Origin of the sequence: [Clostridium] symbiosum (genome assembly GCA_036419695.1) — a bacterium.
GTDB lineage: Bacteria > Bacillota > Clostridia > Lachnospirales > Lachnospiraceae > Otoolea > Otoolea symbiosa_A.
In genome coordinates, this window is record CP143946.1 from 2124689 (window position 1) to 2144291 (window position 19603).

At 51.0% G+C, this 19603-nt stretch carries 21 protein-coding genes and 1 riboswitch; of the genes, 19 read left to right on the plus strand and 2 right to left on the minus strand.

Annotated features, from left to right (window positions below; translation table 11 throughout):
- The first annotated feature begins 2 nt into the window (after positions 1-2).
- From V3C10_09745 to bilS, 15 genes are all read left to right on the plus strand, one after another.
- Positions 3-1379: a folylpolyglutamate synthase/dihydrofolate synthase family protein gene (locus V3C10_09745; protein WVP64065.1), complete on the plus strand. Its 1377-nt coding sequence runs from the start codon at positions 3-5 to the stop codon at positions 1377-1379.
- Entirely contained in the window at positions 1376-1531 is a 156-nt protein-coding gene (locus V3C10_09750; protein ID WVP64066.1) for a hypothetical protein, read from the plus strand. Before V3C10_09745 ends, V3C10_09750 begins: the two co-directional genes overlap by 4 nt.
- A 9-nt stretch (positions 1532-1540) precedes the next feature.
- Positions 1541-3094: a tetratricopeptide repeat protein gene (locus V3C10_09755; protein ID WVP64067.1), complete on the plus strand. Its 1554-nt coding sequence runs from the start codon at positions 1541-1543 to the stop codon at positions 3092-3094.
- 166 nt (positions 3095-3260) lie between these two features.
- On the plus strand, positions 3261-3602 hold the full coding sequence (locus V3C10_09760) for an STAS domain-containing protein (protein ID WVP64068.1): 342 nt from the start codon (positions 3261-3263) through the stop codon (positions 3600-3602).
- Between the two features lie 52 nt (positions 3603-3654).
- On the plus strand, positions 3655-4110 hold the full coding sequence (spoIIAB, locus tag V3C10_09765; GenBank protein WVP64605.1) for an anti-sigma F factor: 456 nt from the start codon (positions 3655-3657) through the stop codon (positions 4108-4110).
- A 4-nt stretch (positions 4111-4114) separates the two neighbouring features.
- Entirely contained in the window at positions 4115-4828 is a 714-nt protein-coding gene (locus V3C10_09770; protein WVP64069.1) for a SigB/SigF/SigG family RNA polymerase sigma factor, read from the plus strand.
- Positions 4829-5847: 1019 nt separating this feature from the next.
- Positions 5848-6015, plus strand: coding sequence for a hypothetical protein (locus V3C10_09775; GenBank protein WVP64070.1), 168 nt, complete (start codon positions 5848-5850; stop codon positions 6013-6015).
- Entirely contained in the window at positions 6012-6638 is a 627-nt protein-coding gene (locus tag V3C10_09780; protein WVP64071.1) for a stage V sporulation protein AA, read from the plus strand. The genes V3C10_09775 and V3C10_09780 overlap by 4 nt, the downstream gene beginning before the upstream one ends.
- The gene (locus tag V3C10_09785) at positions 6628-7080 is read left to right on the plus strand and encodes a stage V sporulation protein AB (protein ID WVP64072.1); all 453 of its coding nucleotides are present in this window, start codon (positions 6628-6630) and stop codon (positions 7078-7080) included. Before V3C10_09780 ends, V3C10_09785 begins: the two co-directional genes overlap by 11 nt.
- A gap of 66 nt (positions 7081-7146) precedes the next feature.
- Positions 7147-7593 carry a SpoVA/SpoVAEb family sporulation membrane protein gene (locus V3C10_09790; GenBank protein WVP64073.1) on the plus strand — a complete coding sequence of 149 codons (447 nt, stop codon included), beginning with the start codon at positions 7147-7149 and terminating at the stop codon, positions 7591-7593.
- Between the two features lie 25 nt (positions 7594-7618).
- Complete coding sequence (locus V3C10_09795) at positions 7619-8656, plus strand: stage V sporulation protein AD (protein ID WVP64074.1); 1038 nt, start codon at positions 7619-7621, stop codon at positions 8654-8656.
- A gap of 43 nt (positions 8657-8699) precedes the next feature.
- Entirely contained in the window at positions 8700-9056 is a 357-nt protein-coding gene (gene spoVAE / locus V3C10_09800) for a stage V sporulation protein AE (GenBank protein WVP64075.1), read from the plus strand.
- 251 nt (positions 9057-9307) lie between these two features.
- The gene (gene bilQ / locus V3C10_09805) at positions 9308-9739 is read left to right on the plus strand and encodes a bilirubin utilization transcriptional regulator BilQ (GenBank protein WVP64076.1); all 432 of its coding nucleotides are present in this window, start codon (positions 9308-9310) and stop codon (positions 9737-9739) included.
- Positions 9727-10848, plus strand: a complete 1122-nt coding sequence (bilR, locus tag V3C10_09810; GenBank protein WVP64077.1) for a bilirubin reductase — start codon at positions 9727-9729, stop codon at positions 10846-10848. Before bilQ ends, bilR begins: the two co-directional genes overlap by 13 nt.
- Positions 10845-11408 carry a flavodoxin family protein BilS gene (bilS, locus tag V3C10_09815; protein WVP64078.1) on the plus strand — a complete coding sequence of 188 codons (564 nt, stop codon included), beginning with the start codon at positions 10845-10847 and terminating at the stop codon, positions 11406-11408. Before bilR ends, bilS begins: the two co-directional genes overlap by 4 nt.
- A 71-nt stretch (positions 11409-11479) precedes the next feature.
- Here the strand turns inward: bilS and V3C10_09820 are convergent, their stop codons facing one another.
- Positions 11480-14200: a transglycosylase domain-containing protein gene (locus V3C10_09820; protein WVP64079.1), complete on the minus strand. Its 2721-nt coding sequence runs from the start codon at positions 14198-14200 to the stop codon at positions 11480-11482.
- 275 nt (positions 14201-14475) lie between these two features.
- Here V3C10_09820 and V3C10_09825 point away from each other — a divergent pair, with 275 nt between their 5' ends.
- Positions 14476-15126 carry a YigZ family protein gene (locus V3C10_09825; protein WVP64080.1) on the plus strand — a complete coding sequence of 217 codons (651 nt, stop codon included), beginning with the start codon at positions 14476-14478 and terminating at the stop codon, positions 15124-15126.
- A gap of 6 nt (positions 15127-15132) precedes the next feature.
- Here V3C10_09825 and V3C10_09830 read toward each other — a convergent pair whose 3' ends face one another.
- Positions 15133-15471 (minus strand): hypothetical protein, encoded by a 339-nt coding sequence (locus tag V3C10_09830; protein ID WVP64081.1) that lies wholly within the window; start codon positions 15469-15471, stop codon positions 15133-15135.
- Between the two features lie 366 nt (positions 15472-15837).
- Between V3C10_09830 and typA the strand changes: the two genes are divergently transcribed.
- The 3 genes from typA to V3C10_09845 all read left to right on the plus strand — a co-directional run bounded on the left by typA (position 15838) and on the right by V3C10_09845 (position 19289).
- The gene (gene typA, locus V3C10_09835) at positions 15838-17682 is read left to right on the plus strand and encodes a translational GTPase TypA (protein WVP64082.1); all 1845 of its coding nucleotides are present in this window, start codon (positions 15838-15840) and stop codon (positions 17680-17682) included.
- A 390-nt stretch (positions 17683-18072) separates the two neighbouring features.
- The gene (locus V3C10_09840) at positions 18073-18705 is read left to right on the plus strand and encodes a single-stranded DNA-binding protein (GenBank protein WVP64083.1); all 633 of its coding nucleotides are present in this window, start codon (positions 18073-18075) and stop codon (positions 18703-18705) included.
- Positions 18706-18794: 89 nt separating this feature from the next.
- Complete coding sequence (locus V3C10_09845; GenBank protein WVP64084.1) at positions 18795-19289, plus strand: cob(I)yrinic acid a,c-diamide adenosyltransferase; 495 nt, start codon at positions 18795-18797, stop codon at positions 19287-19289.
- Positions 19290-19406: 117 nt separating this feature from the next.
- Positions 19407-19579: riboswitch (Lysine riboswitch) on the plus strand.
- Positions 19580-19603 lie beyond the last annotated feature (24 nt).

The window sequence follows — 19603 nt, forward strand, 5'->3', positions numbered from 1 at the left end:
GGATGAAGGAACGGAATAGAGCTGTCAATGAGGCGGCAAAATATCTGGATCAGATACCGAAGTTTTCCAAAGAGAAGCACACTGTTGAGATGGTCAGGGAAATGCTGAGAATTCTGGGAAGTCCCCAGGATGATATGAAGATCGTGCATATAGCCGGAACGAATGGCAAAGGTTCCGTCTGTGCGTTTCTCTCCTCTGTTTTCAGGGAAGCCGGATATACGGCGGCCGTATTCACATCGCCCCATCTGCTTTCCATCACGGAGAGATTTGCCTTTAACGGTAAAGATGTGGACGACGAACTGTTCTTATATGCATATCGGAAAGTCCGGGACGCACAGGAAGAGTTTGAGAAGATTGGAGCGGGACATCCGTCCTATTTTGAGTTCCTGTTTTTGATGTTTATGGTGATGGTGAAGAAGTCACCCTGCGATTACGTAGTACTGGAAACCGGGCTTGGCGGCCGTCTGGATGCCACAAACTGTGTGGAACATCCTCTGGCCACCGTGATTACATCGATCAGCCTGGATCACATGGAATACCTGGGAGACACGGTAGAGAAGATTGCCGGAGAAAAAGCCGGAATCATCAAACAGGGTGTCCCCGTAATATACGATAACACGTCGGCTGAGGCGTCGGCGGTGATTAGAGCTAAGGCGGAGGAGATGGGCAGCAGGGCCTGGCCGGTGGACAATACGTCCTACAGCGGCCTGGAGCTTGACGGCGGCCATCTGAAGCTGAGGGCAAAGCAGGCGGACGGTGGGAAGGAGCATGCCCTCGATATCCCGTTTGCAGCGGAATACCAGGCGGTTAATTCCATGCTGGCCTTCCGTACGGCCGAGATCCTTGGGATTGACGCGGAAGTAATCAGCCGGGGCATCGGACATGCCGTATGGCCGGGGCGCATGGAACAGATAATGGAAAATGTATATCTCGACGGAGCCCACAACGAGGGCGGAATCCGCGAGTTTGCCAAAGCGGCCAGAGCTATCGCAGCGAAGCGTGGAGGCGGCAGAAGAATCCTTTTATTTGCCGTAGTTTCGGACAAAGAGTACCGTGAGATGGCCGAAATCCTCTGCCGGGAATTTATGCCGGACGTGCTGATATTGACCCAGATTGAGTACGGCCGCGGTCTGGATATCAGAAAGCTGGACGAGGCCGCCCATGATGCATGGAAGAAAGTGGACAGCCTGCTCGGACGGACGGAAGCCGCGGGCAGGGCTGACGGAGAAAGCGGCCATGATATCCGCGTAATACCGACGGTAGCGGAGGCGCTTAAGGAAGCGGTAAGGGAGAAAAAACCGGAAGACACCGTTTTCTGTGCAGGTTCTCTTTACTTAATCGGAGAAATAAAAGATGTGCTGAGGAGGAATGAAGCATGAGTGACGAAGCGTTGACAATTGATTTTGATGAAGAGATAGAGCGTTTTAAACCCAGCCTTGAAGTGGAAGATATCGGCGAGGCAATTGTAAAAAGCGATTTAACAGACATGTCCGATATTATGATAGAACTTTTAAAGAGAATAAGAGAATAGGCGGTAAGAATGGATCAGATGAAAAAAATCCGCCTTGTTTCCAACAGCTTTTATAATGCAGGGCTGGAACTGGCGGGAAAAAGGGATTTAACAGGCGCGGTGCAGTATCTGCAGAAGTGCCTGAACCTGAATAAATACCATATTGAAGCAAGAAACCTGTTGGGATTAATCTACTACGAGATGGGCGAAGTGTCGGAAGCGCTTGTTCAGTGGGTTATCAGCATGAATTTCCAGGAGAATGACAACAGGGCGGACTATTACCTCGGGCAGATACAGAGGAAGCCGGAACGCCTTGAACTGGCAAGCCAGAACGTAAAGAAATACAATCAGGCGCTTTTACAAGCGCAGAGCGGTAGCGACGATCTTGCGGTGCTGCAGCTGACACGCGTCGTTGAAGCCAATCCCCGTTTTGTCAAGGCCCATCTGCTCCTGGCTCTTCTTTATATCAGCCATGAGGATTATACAAAAGCGGGCAAGTCGCTCTACAAGGTGTTAAAGATTGACAAGAATAACCCCAAAGCATCCTGGTATATGTCCATTGTCAAGGCAAGGACGGGCAAGGCCGAGATAGAGCGCAGGAAAATCAAGAATGCATTTTCCCACAGGCAGATGCAGGATGACGATGTTATTATCCCGCCCAGCTATAAGGAGAATACGGGATGGCAGTCCGTCCTCAACATTGGGGCAGGACTCCTTCTGGGAGCGGCCGTAATCTTTTTCCTGGTAATGCCTGCGGCTGCAAAAAAACTGAACAACGAGCATAACCAGGAGATTCTTCAGTATAATGAACAGTTAAACCAGAAGAACGAAGAGATAAGCAATTTAAACAACAGCATTGTGACTTATAAAAGTGATAAGGAGTCGGCGGAAGAACAGCTGAATAACTTCTTAAACAGCAATGAAAGCGTCGTAAACCAGTACAGTATCCTGGTGAAAATTCTACAGGCGTACAGGAGCAACAATCTGACCGAGGCGGTTTCCCTCTATGCCGGATTTAACCCGGCTCTGTTTACAGATGAGACGGATCTTGCCATCGCCAATTCGATCAAGCAGGATATTGAGACAAACGGCTACCAGACGCTGGAAGATCTGGCCTATACGATGTGGTCGGCCGGAAGAATGAGCGAGGCTCTGAATTATTATCAGACCTGTCTGAACATCAGGCCGGACAACCCCAAGGTTATTTTTAACATGGGTATGATCAACCGTTCCCAGGGACAGACCGAGACGGCCATCCAGCTGTTTACCCAGATTGTGACCCAGTTTGCAGATTCGGAATATGCAGGCAAGGCGAGAACCCAGCTTGCCGAACTGGCGCCGCAGAGTGAGGCGGCAGGAGCGCCGGGACAGACTGCGCCGAACCAGACGCCGGCTGCTACGGAACCGCAGGGAACAGGCGGGACTGCCGGAGGGGCCGGTACAGGCGGAGCAGGAACCACCGCTCCCGAAACACAGCCGGAAACCGCGGCCGGAAATGCCGGAGAAACCCAGGCCGGCAGTGAAGCTCCGGGTAACGGCGGAGCCGCTGAGGAGAGCAGCGCTGCCGGTGAAGGCCAGGATTAAGAGAGTCCCGGACCCGTTTTAAGCAGGGATTAAAACAAATTGTATAAATAAGAACAATAGAAAGACACTACGGAAGATAAGAAATTACGCCCGTAGTGTCTTTTTTCATATCATAGGAAAGTGCCTATGACTCTATATCATTTAAGCAGTCGAAAGGAGCATAAAAATGCAGAATGAACTTTTTACCTATGAGGCGGATGGACAGGCGCTCATCATCCATCTGCCCAAGGAACTTGATCATCACAACTGCCGTAATCTGAAATATGAAACGGATCTTCTGATGGAGGAGAATTATATTAATAAAATCGTTTTTGATTTCTCGCAGACGGAGTTTATGGACAGTTCAGGGATTGGCGTTCTTTTAAGCCGGTATAAGCAGATGGAAGGCAGCCGGGGAACGGTGAGGATTTATGGGGCAGGTCCGAGAATTACGAGGATCCTGACAATCGGAGGAATTATGCGGCTGGTAAAAAAATGTGATACAAGGGATGACGCAATTAATGGATAGGGAGGATAATAACGTGATGACGGGACAAAACGTGCAGGAGATTCAGGAAAATATGGAGATAAAGGAACAGGAAACGAAAAAAACGCTCAGAAAAGAATGGATGAAAATGCAGATCGAAAGCCGGTCGGAGAATGAGGAATTCGCCAGGGTGACCGTGGCCGTATTTATGAGCCGCATGGACCCGACCCTGGAGGAGATTAACGATGTAAAAACCGCCGTGTCGGAGGCGGTGACGAACTGCGTGATTCACGGATACGGAAACGGGGAAGGAATCATTTACATAGAAACCGGCATCGAGGAGGACGAACTTTCAGTCTGGATCAGGGATGAGGGCAGGGGTATCGACAACATTGAAAAAGCAATGGAACCCATGTATACCAGCGATACCAGCGGAGAACGGTCCGGAATGGGATTTTCCTTTATGGAGGCATTCATGGATCGGGTGGAAGTAGAGTCGGAACCGGGCCGGGGAACTATGGTAAAAATGAAAAAGAAAATCGGCAGGTGACTCTATGGATGAGACCATGAAACTAATCGAGATGGCTCACAACGGGGATAAAGCAGCCAGAGAACGGCTGGTAATGGACAACGTAGGGCTGGTCTGGAGTATTGTCAGACGCTTTACGGGAAGAGGATGTGAGACAGAAGATTTGTTTCAGATAGGGAGCATCGGGCTTATCAAGGCAATTGATAAATTCGACACTTCCTACGAGGTGCGTTTTTCTACTTATGCGGTTCCGATGATCACCGGGGAGATAAAACGTTTTCTCCGGGACGATGGCATGATCAAGGTCAGCCGTTCCATCAAGGAACTGGGGATTAAGGTCAGCGTAGTGCGGGAGAGCCTGTCCGGTTCCCTGGGCCGGGAACCGACCCTGGAGGAAATTTCCGACGCCCTCGGGGCCAGCAAAGAGGAGGTGGCGGCATCCCTGGAAGCCGGATGCCAGGTCGAATCCCTCTATGCGCCATCCGGAACAGGCGAGGACAACACCCTGTCCCTGATCGACAAAGTGGCCGAAGAGCGGGAAGAAAACGAGATGCTCTTAGACCGCATGGTGCTGGGAGAACTCTTAAAATCCCTGGAAAAAAAGCAGCGTGAAATCATCGTTAGAAGATATTTTTACAACCAGACCCAGACGCAGATAGCGGAAATCCTGGGAATCTCCCAGGTTCAGGTATCGCGGATGGAGCGGAAGATATTGAAGGAGATGAGGGAGAAGTTATGAAGTTAGTTGAGAGGCGAGGACGCCTCTGAAAGATGGCGGACGGGGGAGTGGGAGGTATAGATGAGTCTTCAGTCCCGGTTTATAGGTTGTAGTGAGGGGGGAATCCGGAGAAACATATCCCTACGGGGACTCGCTCCCGCTGGTGAAGCGCACAGCGGATGCTAAGACGTCAAAAGACGCCGTCTAAGCACCGGCGGGCTTCAATGTCCCCGTAGGGATATGTTTCTCCTCCTTCCCCGGGCAGATTGTCGACGGGACTGAAGACTCAGGGCAGGTGGTTGCCCCGTCCGCCGGCTTCAGGGGCTGATTGTCTCTTTCGTCAAGTAAGGGGGAGGGTATTGTCGCTGCCACTACGAAGCGGTGATATTTAATCGATTCGCTATCTTATTAATCACTGCTTCGTAGCGCATGTAAAATAGGATAGAATGCTGTTTTGAGCGGCTAAACCCCAGAATTTCTACTTTACTCATCCTGAATAAAAGCCGGTTCTCTGACAACACAATTCTCAGATTTATAAAGAGCCGGTTCCCGGGCATCTGAAGGCCTGTGGTGGCAGAGACAATACCCTCCCCCCCTTGAAGAAAAAGAACAAATCAGCGGCCGCAGGTCCGGATCCGGGATGGCAAAAACCTTCGCGTCTTCAGTCCCGGCCATAACCTTCCTGTGGGGAATCCGGGAGAAAAAGATTTCGCAGGGAACCTGGGAGTTCATCGGCACTTACCGAGGTTTTTTCGAGGTTAGTGTCCGTTATGTACTCCGAAGAGCGGGGGCGTTTCCCGAAGGAACTTTTTCTGCCCGGATTCCCCACCCGCGACAACCTACAGCCCGGGACTGAAGACTCATAACCTACCTCTCACCATCCCGAACCTCGACCGTCCCGGCGGCGTTCTCATTTCTCAAAATTCCCCCCACTTGTTTATAAATTATTGAACAGAAATTTTTGATTCCGACAGGAATAAAAATTTCTGTTTGAACCATACTATCCGTAAACAGTTCATAGGAAAAGGATGTGAAGTGACATGAATCTTAGGAAAAAAACAGGGATTATTATATTGCTTTGCTGTATGGCTGCCATTGTGGCGGTAGTGTGGTATTGCCTTCTGACTGTTGGCCGTAATTCTTCCCATATTGACGGGACTTTTGTTAAGAATATTGAGATACGGGAAGAAATGGAGATGGCGGCATGACACAGACAGTATATGTAAAACTCAGCCAGATTACCCAGGTCCATAAGAAGGATATTTTTCTGAGCGATATTGCAGAGGTCTACTGCAGTGATAAGAGCACGGCCAGCCGGTGTAAAGCGGTGAAGGTGCAGACGATCCATTCCGATCAGGAAAAGCGGTATATGGGGAGTATTGTGGATGTTGTCCAGAAGATTTCGGAGAACGTTCCGGAAGCGGAAGTGAACAGTGTAGGGGAAACGGATTTTATCATCGATTACCAGCCGTCTAAAAAACCGATGTATACATGGCAGTGGCTCAAGACAATTTTTGTCTGCCTCGTATGTTTTTCGGGAGCGGCTTTTGCAATTATGACGTTTAATAACGACGCAAGCGTGTTGGATGTGTTCAAGGAATTGTACCGCTTAGTCATGGGAAAAGAGTCGGACGGGCTTACGATTTTGGAGACCTCCTACTCGGTCGGCCTGGCACTGGGCATCGTCGTATTCTTTAATCACTTTGCAAAAATCAAGCTGAATACGGATCCGACGCCGCTGGAGGTGGAGATGCGCCTTTACGAGGATAATATCAATAAAACCCTGATTCAGAATGACGGAAGAAAGGAGTCTGGCGTAGATGTTTCTTAGACAGTCTCTTCTGGCTTTTATCGGTCTTTGCGCCGGCGGCGTCATCGCGGCCGGCGTTTTTGCTTTTTTAGCCATCATCGGAGTATTTCCGCGTATTATTGGAAAGACGGGAACAAGCAGGCATATTCTGCTTTACGAAACGATAATTATTATCGGCGGTGTGTTCGGCAACGTGTTGGATATTTTTGAGTTTCCGATGCTGTTTGGAGCAAGAGGGCTGGGAATTCCTCTGCTCGGACACCTTGTGCTGGGAACTTTCGGGTTATGCAGCGGCATCTTTGTCGGATGCCTGGTAATGTCCCTGGCGGAGACGCTGAAGGCACTGCCTGTAATCAGCAGGAGGATCAGGCTGGCCGTCGGGCTGCAGTATGTAATCCTGTCGGTCGCTCTCGGTAAACTCTTTGGCTGTCTCGTATATTTTCTCGGGGGTGTAGGTAAATAGGCCACGGGAACGGGAAAGCACGGTTCGGTGGGCAAAAGTGAACAGATAAGACAGGAGGCATAACAGATGGAAGTAGATAAAAAACAATATGGTGATTACGTAAAACAGATAACACCCGTACACAGCACCTTCAAAAACGTGCTGACGGCATTTGCAACGGGAGGCGTTATCTGTACGATTGGGCAGATTCTTCTGAACCTGTTTAAAGAAAACGGACTGGAGAAAGATGCCGCCGCAGCATGGACGCTGCTCATTCTGATATTATTAAGCGTCATTCTGACGGGCTTAAACATATTCCAGAAAATCGCAAAGTTCGGCGGAGCCGGGGCTCTTGTTCCCATCACCGGTTTTGCCAACTCGGTGGCGGCTCCGGCAATCGAGTACAAGGCTGAGGGCCAGGTATTCGGGGTGGGCTGTAAGATATTTACGATTGCGGGCCCTGTTATTCTTTATGGCGTCCTGGTGAGCTGGGCGCTTGGAGTTATCAGCATGATATTCGGCTTTGGGCTTTAAAAGCAAAGGGAAAGGAGCAGTTGAGATGCAGAAAGGAAAAGCCAGTGTAAAATACGAAAATCAGCCGGTGATACTGGGAGCGGCTTCAATCGTGGGTGAGAAGGAGGGCGATGGCCCGCTGGGAACCTGCTTCGACCGGATCGAACCGGATCCCATGTATGGACAGGATAACTGGGAGGCGGCGGAGAGTGAATTCCAGAGGCAGACCGCCCTCAAATGCCTGGAAAAATCGGGGCTTCGTGAAAACGAGATCCGATATCTTTTTGCCGGTGATTTGTTAGGCCAGATTGTGGCCACCTCCTTTGGTGTCCAGGATCTCGGAATACCGATGTTCGGTCTTTATGGCGCCTGTTCCACCATGGGGGAGGCCATGATGCTTGGGTCCATGGTTGTAAACGCAGGCTATGCAGACCGCGTTATGTCTATGGCATCCAGCCATTTTGCATCCGCTGAGCGCCAGTTCCGCTTTCCGCTTGCATACGGAAACCAGAGGCCGTTTTCCACAACCTGGACCGTCACGGGCTGCGGTTCCGTCATCATAGGAAAGGACGGAAAGGGAAGTCCGGCGGCGCAGGAAAAGGCATATGCCAAAATAGCGGGAGCCACGACGGGAAAGATTGTGGACATGCAGTCAAGGGATTCCATGAACATGGGAGCGGCCATGGCGATGGCTGCGGTTGACACAATTCTGCAAAACTTCCGTGATTTCAATGTGGATCAGAACTATTATGACAAGATTATTACCGGAGACCTGGGAGCCGTCGGACAGAATATCCTGTTTGATTTCATGGATCAGGCCGGATACGATGTGAAGGGAATCCACATGGACTGCGGTATGACAATCTTTGATTCGGCGGCTCAGGATACCCATTCGGGCGGAAGCGGCTGCGGCTGTTCGGCCGTGACGCTGTGCGGTTATATTCTGCCGAAGATCAGGAGCGGAGAGTGGAAGCGGGTGCTCTTTGTGCCTACCGGAGCCCTTCTTTCCCAAATCAGTTTCAACGAGGGGCAGAATGTCCCGGGAATCGCCCATGGGGTGATTTTGGAGCACATCGGGGGCTGAAGGTCGGATCCGGGGAAAAGAACCGGAATGGAGGAATAAATTTATGGATTATGTAAAGGCGTTTATCGTGGGCGGACTGATTTGCGCGGCGGTGCAGATTCTGATGGATAAAACAAAACTTCTGCCGGGCCGTATTATGGTGCTGCTCGTAGTGACAGGCTCCATCCTGGGCTGGATTGGAATCTACGAACCGTTTGCCGAGTGGGCCGGAGCGGGAGCCACAATACCGCTTCTGGGCTTTGGAAACAGCCTCTGGAAAGGTGTCAGCGAAGCGATCGGCAAGGACGGGCTGCTGGGTCTGTTCAAGGGAGGTTTTACGGCAGGTTCCGCCGGAATATCCGGGGCGCTGATCTTCGGGTATTTTGCGTCCCTGATTTTTAAGCCCAGACTGAAGGATTAAAAGAAAGCCGGGTTCCAGCCAGGAGCCGGTTGGCAATGAGTGGAGAGACAGATCACAGGAAAGCCCATGTGCTGCGGCACAGACGGCGCTGCGGTCTGTCTCTCTTTGAGCGTCCGCATCACAGCCGGGGCCTGTTGCCCTCTGTAAGATGACACCGCGTTTTGGGGTCAGATGAATAATGCTTGACAAAATCATGTATTTTGATATACTTGACATTATCAAATAAATCAATTAAACAAGCGGAGGATATCATGTACCAGACATTTGCCTATTACACTTCGGTTTTCAGGGAAGATTTCACATCATTCTGTAAGGGAGAACTTCAGAAGGAGGGGATATCCCTGGGGCTGTTATATTTTCTGATTTACATCGGGAAGAAACCGGGCTGTTCGCAGCGGGAGATGGCGGCGGCCGTCCGCTCGGATGAAGGTTATGCGGCCAGATCGGTGGAGAAGCTTCTGCAGGACGGTTTTATCGAGCGCAGACGCCATGAGAAGGACAGGAGGATGGTTCTTTTGACGCTTACAAAAAAAGGGGAGCAGACCTTTGAAAAGGCCCATTCACTCTTTAAAGAGTGGGACGAAAAGGCGCTGTCCGCTCTGGATGCGAATGAAAAGGAGCGGCTTTTTGCCATGCTTAAAAAGATAAAGGGAGCAGAGGAGGGAACGGGATGTACGAAATGATCAATTCCCCATTCACCATCCGCGGCCTGACGCTCAAAAACAGGATTGTATTTGCCCCGACTACGATGGGGCTGAAAGAGGAGGAGTATCTGGAACGGATGGGGCGGATAGCCGCGGGAGGCGCGGCGATGCTGACAGTCGGGGACGTTCCCGTCCTGAGGCACAGCCTGTTTGAAAAGTCGCTGTATAGCAGGAAGGGATTTGAATTCTACAGCAGGGTGACCGATACCATACATAAAAACGGGGCAAAGGCCTGCGCGCAGCTTCATGTGTCGGATTCCGACGTAAAGGGAATGCTCCGCTATATACCGGGAGTCCTGACGAAGAAAATTACGCCCGACCGGCTGAGGACCCTGATGAATGAGAGAACCGGCCCATATATCAGCCGGATTCCCAAGAAAAGAGTGAAGGAGATCACGTCATCCTTTTCGGAGGCGGCAAGACTGGCTGAAAAGGCCGGTTTTGACATGATACAGATTCACGGAGACAGAATGTGCGGCAGCTTCAGTTCCGCCGTTTTTAACCACAGGACGGACTGTTACGGCGGCTCTGCTGAAAACCGCGCCAGATTTGCGTCTGAGGCCGTTGCGGCCGTGAGACGGGCGCTTCCGGATATGCCCATTGAGTATAAGCTGGCTGTGCGCCAGGAGAATCCCCATTATGGCAATGCGGGAATCCTGCTGGAAGAACTGCCGGTCTTTCTGCCGCTTCTTCAGGCCGCCGGTGTGGACTGCTATCATGTGGCCCTGGCGGATCACACTTCGCTGTCGGATACGATACCGCCGAAATCCCATCCATATTTTTCTGAGGAAGGCTGTTTCCTGAAATACTGCGACGAGGTGAGGAAATATACCGCCCTTCCGGTATGCGGGGTAGGCGGACTGACCAGTCCGGACTTTATAGAAGAACAGCTTCAAAAAGCCAGAATCGATTATGCCGCCATGAGCCGCCAGCTGATCGCCGATCCGCAGTGGCCGGCAAAGACGGCGGGAGAGAACCGGGAGAAAATAAGAACCTGCGTCCGGTGTAACAGGGAATGCCTGGGAGGAATGATGGAACACAGGGGAGTTCATTGTATTTACGATGGAAGACAGGAGGAAAAAAGATGAAATATGCAATCGTATACAGCAGCAGGACGGGAAACACAAAGATGCTGGCGGATCAGGCGCTGGAAGTGTTCAGGAATACCGGGGAGGGGAATTGTCTCTTTTACGGGGACGCGCAGGCCGCTGAGCTGGAAGGACAAAAGAACGGGAAATGTGCGGAACGGGCCGATATTCTCTGCGTCGGTTTCTGGACCGATAAGGGGAATGCGGACGCCGATGCCCTTGCCTTTTTAAAGACGCTGGGGGAAACGGTTCCGGTTCCGGGAAAGCTGGTTCTCTTCGGCACGGCCGGTTTTGGCTCCGACCGGTCATACTATGACAGAGTGATCCACAACATCACTCAGGAACTGCCCGAAGCCGTAAATCCGGCCGCGTATTTCATGTGCCAGGGCAGGATGGCCTCCACCGTGCTGGAACGCTACCAGGCCATGCTGAAGACCAATCCGGAGGACGACAGGGCCAGGCGGATGATAGAGAATTACCATGCGGCCCTATCCCATCCGGGACAGGAAGATTTCACCGCATTTGGGCATTTTCTGGAGGAACTAATCGGAACCAGATAAAACCGGCCCGGGCCGTGAAAGACAGAGATAAACCTTTGTCTTTCACGGCCCGGGCTGGTTTTATGCCGCCTTTAACCGTTTGGTCCCGCCGGGACGATCGGGATGGTATTGCCGTCTCCGGAGGAATGCGGGTAAGTATAATATTCATTGGCCGGCCGCGAGTACGGAGCCGGAGTTTCTGGAACATAGCCGGGGCCATACGGGATGTCGCTTCCCTCCGCTCCCGAAGGATCGATAATCGTGGAAGAGCCGTTATGTACGGTACAGTAATCCGGCATTGCGTAGTAGGAGTCGTCGGTGATGCCCTCATCCGCCGGAACGGCCATAAAGGTGCGCGCCTCCTGCTGGTCCTCCGGACAGAACGCGGTAGGACGTCCGCCTGACGCCGTGCAGACCGTGACTCTCACATGGTGGTCACAGGCCTCGGTCGGGACGGTTCCCTTGGCGAAATACTCGGTGTAAACGGCGTTGCCCCTCGGGTCGCTGCTACAGACGCCGGACACGGCCAGCTTGCCTGATTTCCTGCACACCTGGGCCGTCTCAATGCTGTCAGGCACCGGGAAGCCGGGATCGGAGAGCCCGTCGTGGACCCTGGTCATAATCTTGCGCCAGATACGCTTCGTAAAGCTGGTGCCGCCGTTTATGTTGCCGCGTGAATCCTTCAGCTTCTGGTTGTTGTCGCATCCGCCCCAGATACCTGCGGTATAGTAAGGAGAGTAGCCGACAAACCAGATATCTTTATTATCCGTTGTAGTTCCGCTCTTTCCGGCGGTCGTCATGCCCGGGACGGCAGCCGCGGTTCCGGTTGCATTGACGCCGGCGCCGGGTCTTGAATAGAGGACATTGCTCTGCATAACGTCCGTCATTGCGTCGGTCAGCAGGAAGGCGGTGGAGTCCTTTAACACCTGTCTTGTCTCAGGCACATTTTCAATCAGGACCTTGCCGTTGCGGTCCAGAATCCTTGTAAAGAAAATCGGTTTTGTATAGGTGCCGTTGTTGGCAATGGCGGCAAACGCATTGGTCAGTTCCAGGTTTGTAACACCCTTCGTAATACCGCCGAGGGCGGTAGACAGGTTCAAATCCGAGGAGACGAGGGTGGTAATGCCGAGCTTCTCCGCATATTCCACGCCGAGCTGGGGCGTTACCGTCTCAGCCATGCACCGCAGGGCGATAATGTTCATAGAATAAACGATACCGTCACGGATGGAGTGGTATCCCTTGTAGTCGCTTCCCCACCAGTTCCTGAATGTTTTGGTGCCTACCGTATAAGGGGCGTCGTAGTATACGGAGGCAAGCGTCGCTCCGCAGGTGTCGATGGCCGGTGCAAAGGATGTGATGACCTTAAAGGTCGATCCCGGCTGCCTCGGCGTGTTGGTGGCCCTGTTTAAGGTACGGTTGGCCGTTTTCTCGCCGCGTCCGCCGCTGATGGCCTTGACATAGCCGGTGGACTGCTCGATCAGGACAAAGGACGCCTGAGGCTGCAGCGTGATATGGGAGGATTCCCCGATCACCTGATCGCCTTCCTTCAGCAGATACGCCTTGTATTCATCGATTGCCGCCTGTATCTCGGCCTCGCTGTCAAACAGGCCTTCATAGCTTGTCTGTCCCTTGACCTGACGGAAATAGGTCTTCATCGTCTCCTGGGAGAAGTGCTCCGTTGTCCCGTCCGCATGTGTGACGGAAAGACGGTATTCCACGGAAAGACGGGCTGCGTCGTAGTTTTCGGGATTGTTGATTTCCTCGTCCACGATGGCCTGTATGGCCGGATCCTGGGGGGTTTCAATCTGGAGCCCGCCGCTGTACAGCAGATTGTAGGCCTGGGTGTTTGTATAGCCGAACTCCTCTTTCAGGGCTTCCGTCACCTGCTCGATGAGCTCGTCCGTATAGTAGGAGTAAGGGGTGGTATTCTCCTTGATTGCGAGATCCACATTCTGGATACGGGAATAAACGTCGTCGGCCAGAGCCTCCTCCTGTTCTTCTTTTGTAATATATCCCTGGTTGTACATCTCCTGAAGGATGACCTCCCTGCGCTCCGCGTTGTCCTCGGGGCCGGATATCGGATTCAAACGGGCCGGGTGCTTCGTGATGCCTGCGATAACGGCGCATTCGGAAAGTGTCAGTTCCGAAACATCCTTATTAAAATACCGCAGGGCTGCGGCCTTGACGCCGAGCGTGTTCTTTCCGAGGTTGATCGTGTTCAAATAATTGGTAAGAATAATTTTCCGGTCTACATTCTTTGTGAGCTGTAAGGCCAGGTACTGTTCCTGTATCTTTCGTTCAATCTTTGCGCCGTCGCTGGTTTCCATACCGCCGTTAAACACGGTGTTCTTGATGAGCTGCTGGGTCAGGGTGCTGGCGCCGCCGCTGTAATTGTGGGTCAGGACGCCGACGGCAGCCCTGGTGATGGAGCGGAGGTCGATTCCGTTGTGCTGCCAGAAACGGGAGTCCTCAATTGCCACAAAGGCGTCGATGAGATCCTGGGGCAGCTCGTCATAGGTAGCTTCAATACGGTTGGAATCGGTGCCTATCAGCGTATCGGTTACCTCGCCGTTCGCGTTATAAATCGTGGAAAAATAACCGCTGGGCGCGAAGCTGTCCGGATTAAAGTCCGGCGAACTGTCGATAATTCCTTTCAGCATACCGATCCCTGTGCTGATTCCCGTTGCGGTGATAAAGAGAAACAGGACAAAAACCGTTTTAAAAAAAGATAAGAATACCTTATTTGTATATTTTTTCTTCCGGGAGCTGGCTGCCTTTATTCTTCGTTTCGTTGATTTTCTGCCATAATTCATAGGAGCCTCCTTTATAAGCTATCATTATAGCAAAAGTTACCTGATAAATAAATACTATTGTCATGAAATTTTTTTTACGTTATTATGAATAGAGAGGCTTTTACGTTACAGTTCACAGGCCGTATTCCGTGCATCGCAAAGCTCGTTACCGGGCACGGAGCGGACCGCAGCGCTTTAACGGCGGGGAAGTGAACGGAAAAGAGCGGAATCTGCGATAGTTCCAGGCGGAAAAGACCGGTTCCCGGAACAGAAAGCCGGGATGCAGGAGGTAACAGATGAAAGAAAATTACAGAATCCTTTATGAGGGAGGAGAGGGGGAGATTGTGGAGAAAAAGTCACGTTTTATTGCCACAATCCGCCCAGTGGAATCCGAGGACGAGGCCGTCTCCTTCATAGCGGAAATGAAGAAAAAATATTGGGACGCGACCCACAACTGCTCCGCTTTTACGGTGGGGGAGAACTTTGAGATTTCCAGATGCAGCGACGACGGGGAACCTGCCCAGACGGCGGGAAGGCCGATGCTCGACGTGCTTCTGGGGGAGGAGATCCATAACGTCTGCGCCGTCGTAACGCGTTATTTCGGCGGAACGCTTCTGGGGACGGGCGGCCTGGTCCGGGCCTACTCCGGGGCGGTCCAGGAAGGGCTTAAAAACTGCGTGATCCTGGAGAAAAAACTGGCCGAGAAACTGGAGCTTAAGACCGATTACAGCGATCTTGGGAAAATACAGTATATCCTTGCGGAACAGGGCATTACGGTGCTGGGAAGCGAATACAGCGACAAGGTGGTTCTCACCGCACTTGCGCCGCTTTCCGAGGCGCAGGTACTAAAGAAAAAGCTGACGGAAGGAACCGGAGGCCGCTGCCTTATCGAACTTCTCGACAAGGTGTACTTCGGGGTAACCGGCGGTGAGACCGTCATCTTTTAAATGGGCTCACCCTCCCGTACAGCAGTCCGTATGGCCGGATATGATAAGAAGGACCATAGCCCATAGCATCAGGGTTGCAAGAATCAAAAGAAGAGTCACGGGGCCGTTCCATTCATACGTTATTTTCTTTTGCCGGCTGCGCAGCAGATACACTCCGCACAGGAGCAGGACCGACAGGAAACAGAGAGCGGTGATAAACAGCAGCGCCATGGGAATAAAGACCTGCATATCATTATGCATGGCGGCCAGATCGGGTGCAATCCACTCTGCATAGATGACGGCCGTAATGATTTCACATAGTATGATGAAAAGATAACACTTATTTTCGTTATTGATACGACCCATATGCCGCCTCCTGTAAGAACGATTTTTTGCCATAACTGAATTATATTGCAAAGCCGCCGGAATGGCAATGCGAAAACGCCTGGGTTGTTCGGTGCGAAAAGGTGTTATTTGCCGTTTCTGTGCACCGCAAAGCGTGTTAAAGGGCACAGTGTGGACAGCAGCCGGCTTCCCGCTTTTGGCAGGCTTTAAATTGCAGCCGTAACTGTCGAATGCAGGTATAACCTTTATAAATATGGTGTTTTTGTAAAAAAAACGTTCAGATTCCCCTTGAACTCTTCTATATTTAATGTTACAATGAGTAACTGTGTAAAAATATGTAAAATTAGCACAGTTACTGTTTGGCAGGAAAGAGAGATAGATTAGAATATGAAAACAAAGCGTGAAGATGTCAGAAACATTGCAATAATAGCACACGTCGATCATGGTAAAACAACACTGGTTGACCAGCTTTTGAGACAGAGCGGAATATTCCGCGCCAATCAGGAGATGGTAGACCGCGTGATGGATTCCAATGATATTGAGCGGGAGCGCGGTATTACGATTTTGTCCAAGAACACGGCCGTCAACTATAACGGCACGAAGATCAATATCATCGATACCCCAGGCCACGCCGATTTCGGCGGCGAAGTAGAGCGTGTGCTAAAGATGGTGAACGGAGTTGTCCTGGTGGTGGATGCCTATGAGGGCGCCATGCCGCAGACAAAATTCGTTCTGAGAAAGGCACTGGATCTGGATCTTCCGGTTATTGTCTGCATCAATAAAATTGACCGTCCGGAGGCAAGACCGGATGACGTTGTGGATGAGATCCTGGAACTGTTCATGGATCTGGACGCATCCGACGAGCAGCTCGACTGCCCGTTCATCTATGCTTCGGCCAGAGCCGGATTTGCAAAGAAGGACATAAACGATCCGGAAGAGGATATGTCCCCGCTTTTTGAGACAATCCTTGAGTATATCCCGGCGCCGGAAGGAGATCCGGAGGCGGAGACCCAGGTGCTGATCAGCACCATTGATTATAATGAATATGTGGGCAGAATCGGTGTCGGCAAGATTGACAACGGTACCCTGAAAGTAAACCAGGACTGCGTGATTGTAAACCATCACGAGCCTGATAAATTCCGCAGGGTAAAAATCGGAAAACTCTATGAGTTTGAGGGTCTGAATAAGGTTGAGGTGACGGAGGCGAAGATCGGTTCCATCGTTGCGATTTCCGGTATTTCCGATATCCATATCGGAGATACAATCTGTTCCCCTGAGAACCCCGAAGCCATCCCGTTCCAGAAAATTTCAGAGCCGACCATTGCCATGGATTTTATGGTAAACGACAGTCCGCTGGCAGGCCAGGAGGGCAAATTCATCACCTCCCGCCATATCAGGGAGAGACTGTTCAGGGAGCTTAACACGGATGTCAGCCTCAGGGTAGAGGAGACGGATTCACCGGACTGCTTCAAAGTATCCGGCCGTGGAGAGCTTCATCTGTCCGTCCTGATTGAGAATATGAGGAGAGAAGGTTTTGAGTTCGCCGTCAGCAAGGCTGAGGTTCTCTATCACTACGATGAGAGAAACAGGAAGCTGGAGCCGATGGAGGTTGCCTATATCGATGTGCCGGAGGAATTCACGGGCGCGGTGATACAGAAACTGACCAGCAGGAAGGGAGAACTTCAGGGCATGAGCCCGATTGGAGGCGGATATACACGCCTTGAGTTTGCCATCCCGTCCAGAGGACTGATCGGATACCGCGGTGAATTTATGACGGACACAAAAGGGAACGGAATCCTGAACACCAGCTTTGACGGATACGGACCTTTCAAGGGAGAGTTAAACTATCGCAAGCAGGGCTCCCTTATTGCATTTGAGGCCGGTGAGTCCATCACCTATGGACTTTACAACGCCCAGGAGAGGGGAACGCTCTTTATCGGCGCAGGCGTAAAGGTATATTCCGGAATGATCATCGGCCAGAGCGCCAAACCCGAGGATATCGAGCTGAATGTCTGCAAGACGAAGAAACTGACCAATACACGTTCTTCCAGCGCAGACGAAGCATTAAGACTGACCACTCCGAAGGAAATGAGCCTGGAGCAGTGCCTTGATTTTATCGATACCGATGAGCTTTTAGAGGTAACGCCTACCAGCCTCAGAATCCGTAAAAAGATTCTGGATCCGACTATGAGAAAGAGGGCTGCGATCAGCAGAAAAGACAAGGGCCAGTAGAACCGGCAGGAACCGGTCGGAAGAAAACTACAGGCAAAATCAGGAACCGGTGAAAAATAGATAATGAAAACAGGATAGACGCCCAGGGAAGCCAGAGATACGGCCTCCCGGGGCGTCTTTTTGTGATGTCGGATATGGACGCATTTCCTTAAAAAACCACGTTTGTCCGACAGGGAGCATCATATTGCATACGGAACGTTTTTTTACTCTCCGATTCGACATCCGCGCTGTCTTTTTCTGTAGAAATTTTACTTCTTCTTTTCCTTCTAAAAGAGAAATATCCGCATAAACATATTATTAGCAATTGGATTAGCTCTGTTTTTAAACAGAGGATTGCAAGATAAAAGAATAGAAAAGAAATATAGTGGAAAGAAAGAGGAGAGAAGTACTATGTCAGAAAAAGTGATTGAAAACAACAGGGTAAGCGTAATTGGTGAAGTAGTTTCAGAGTTCAAGTTCAGCCATGAGGTATTTGGGGAAGGTTTTTATGTAGTTGACATGGCTGTCAGCAGGCTGAGTGATCAGGTGGACATTATTCCCCTGATGATATCGGAACGCCTTATGGATATAACAAAGGATTACCAGGGCTGTACGGTGGAAGCCATCGGACAGTTTCGCTCCTATAACCGCCATGAGGGTACTAAAAACAGGCTGGTGCTTTCCATTTTCGTCCGTGAGGTAAACTTCCTGGAAGAGTTCACGGATTATACAAAAACAAATCAGATTTTCCTGGACGGCTATATCTGCAAAGAGCCGATTTACAGGAAAACACCGCTTGGCAGGGAAATTGCGGACCTCCTTCTGGCCGTCAACCGCCCTTATGGAAAATCAGATTACATACCCTGCATCGCGTGGGGAAGAAATGCCAGATATGCTTCGGGATTTGAGGTCGGCAGCAGAGTCTGCGTATGGGGCCGTGTGCAGAGCAGGGAGTATACGAAGAAACTGAGCGACGTGGATTGCGAGAAGAGGGTGGCATATGAAGTATCCGTAAGCAAACTGGAGTGTGTGGAGCAGGAATAGGTAAGATACTTGCAAAACCGGTAAAAATGTGCTAGAATAAGTCGGCCTGGTAAAAGTAACGGTAAAACACATATAAAGAGGTGCTGAATATGGATAAGGGAATTGTTCAGATAATCTGCGGCGATGGGAACGGCAAGTCATCCATGGCTCTGGGCAAGGGGATCGGAGCGATGACAAAGAATAAAAGGGTCATTATGATCCAGTTCTTAAAAGGAGCCTTAAGTCCTGAAACGTCAGAGTGGCTTAAACGGCTGGAACCGGATATGAAGGTATTCCGTTTTGAAAAACAGAGCTGCCATTTTTGCACGCTGAACGAAGCTCAGAAGCAGGAGGAGCGGATTAATATCTGTAATGGCATCAATTTCGCAAAAAAAGTCCTGTCAACCGGCGAATGCGATTTGCTGATACTGGATGAATTCCTCGGTATCCTGGATTTGGGCCTGATGACAATGGAAGACTTTATGGGCGTGCTTGCCCTCAGGGAAGAGAACGCAAGTCTGATATTGACTGGAAAGGTGTGCCCGCCGGAGCTGTACGGATACGCCGATACGGTTACTCGCATTGACAACGACGTGGATTGCTGAGCAATTGCCGTCCGGCCGGGAACCGGAGATACGGTTCACCCTGGATGTTATGGATACACGGAATAGCAGACACACAGTTGACAAGAATAGAAAGTAATGATAATATAGGAACAAATATATTGAGGTAGAGGTTGCGTCAATCATCAGTAAGCGGCCGGATGTGGCAGACACAGTAGATGACCGTTGAAAGGGAAAGACGCCGAAGAGCAGCACCACTGTGAGTGCGGTTCTGGGCATATGGTGAAGAATCATATGACTGTCATCAGGAACGATGGGGAGCTACGGGATAATTTGTGTACAATATGAGCTGGCCG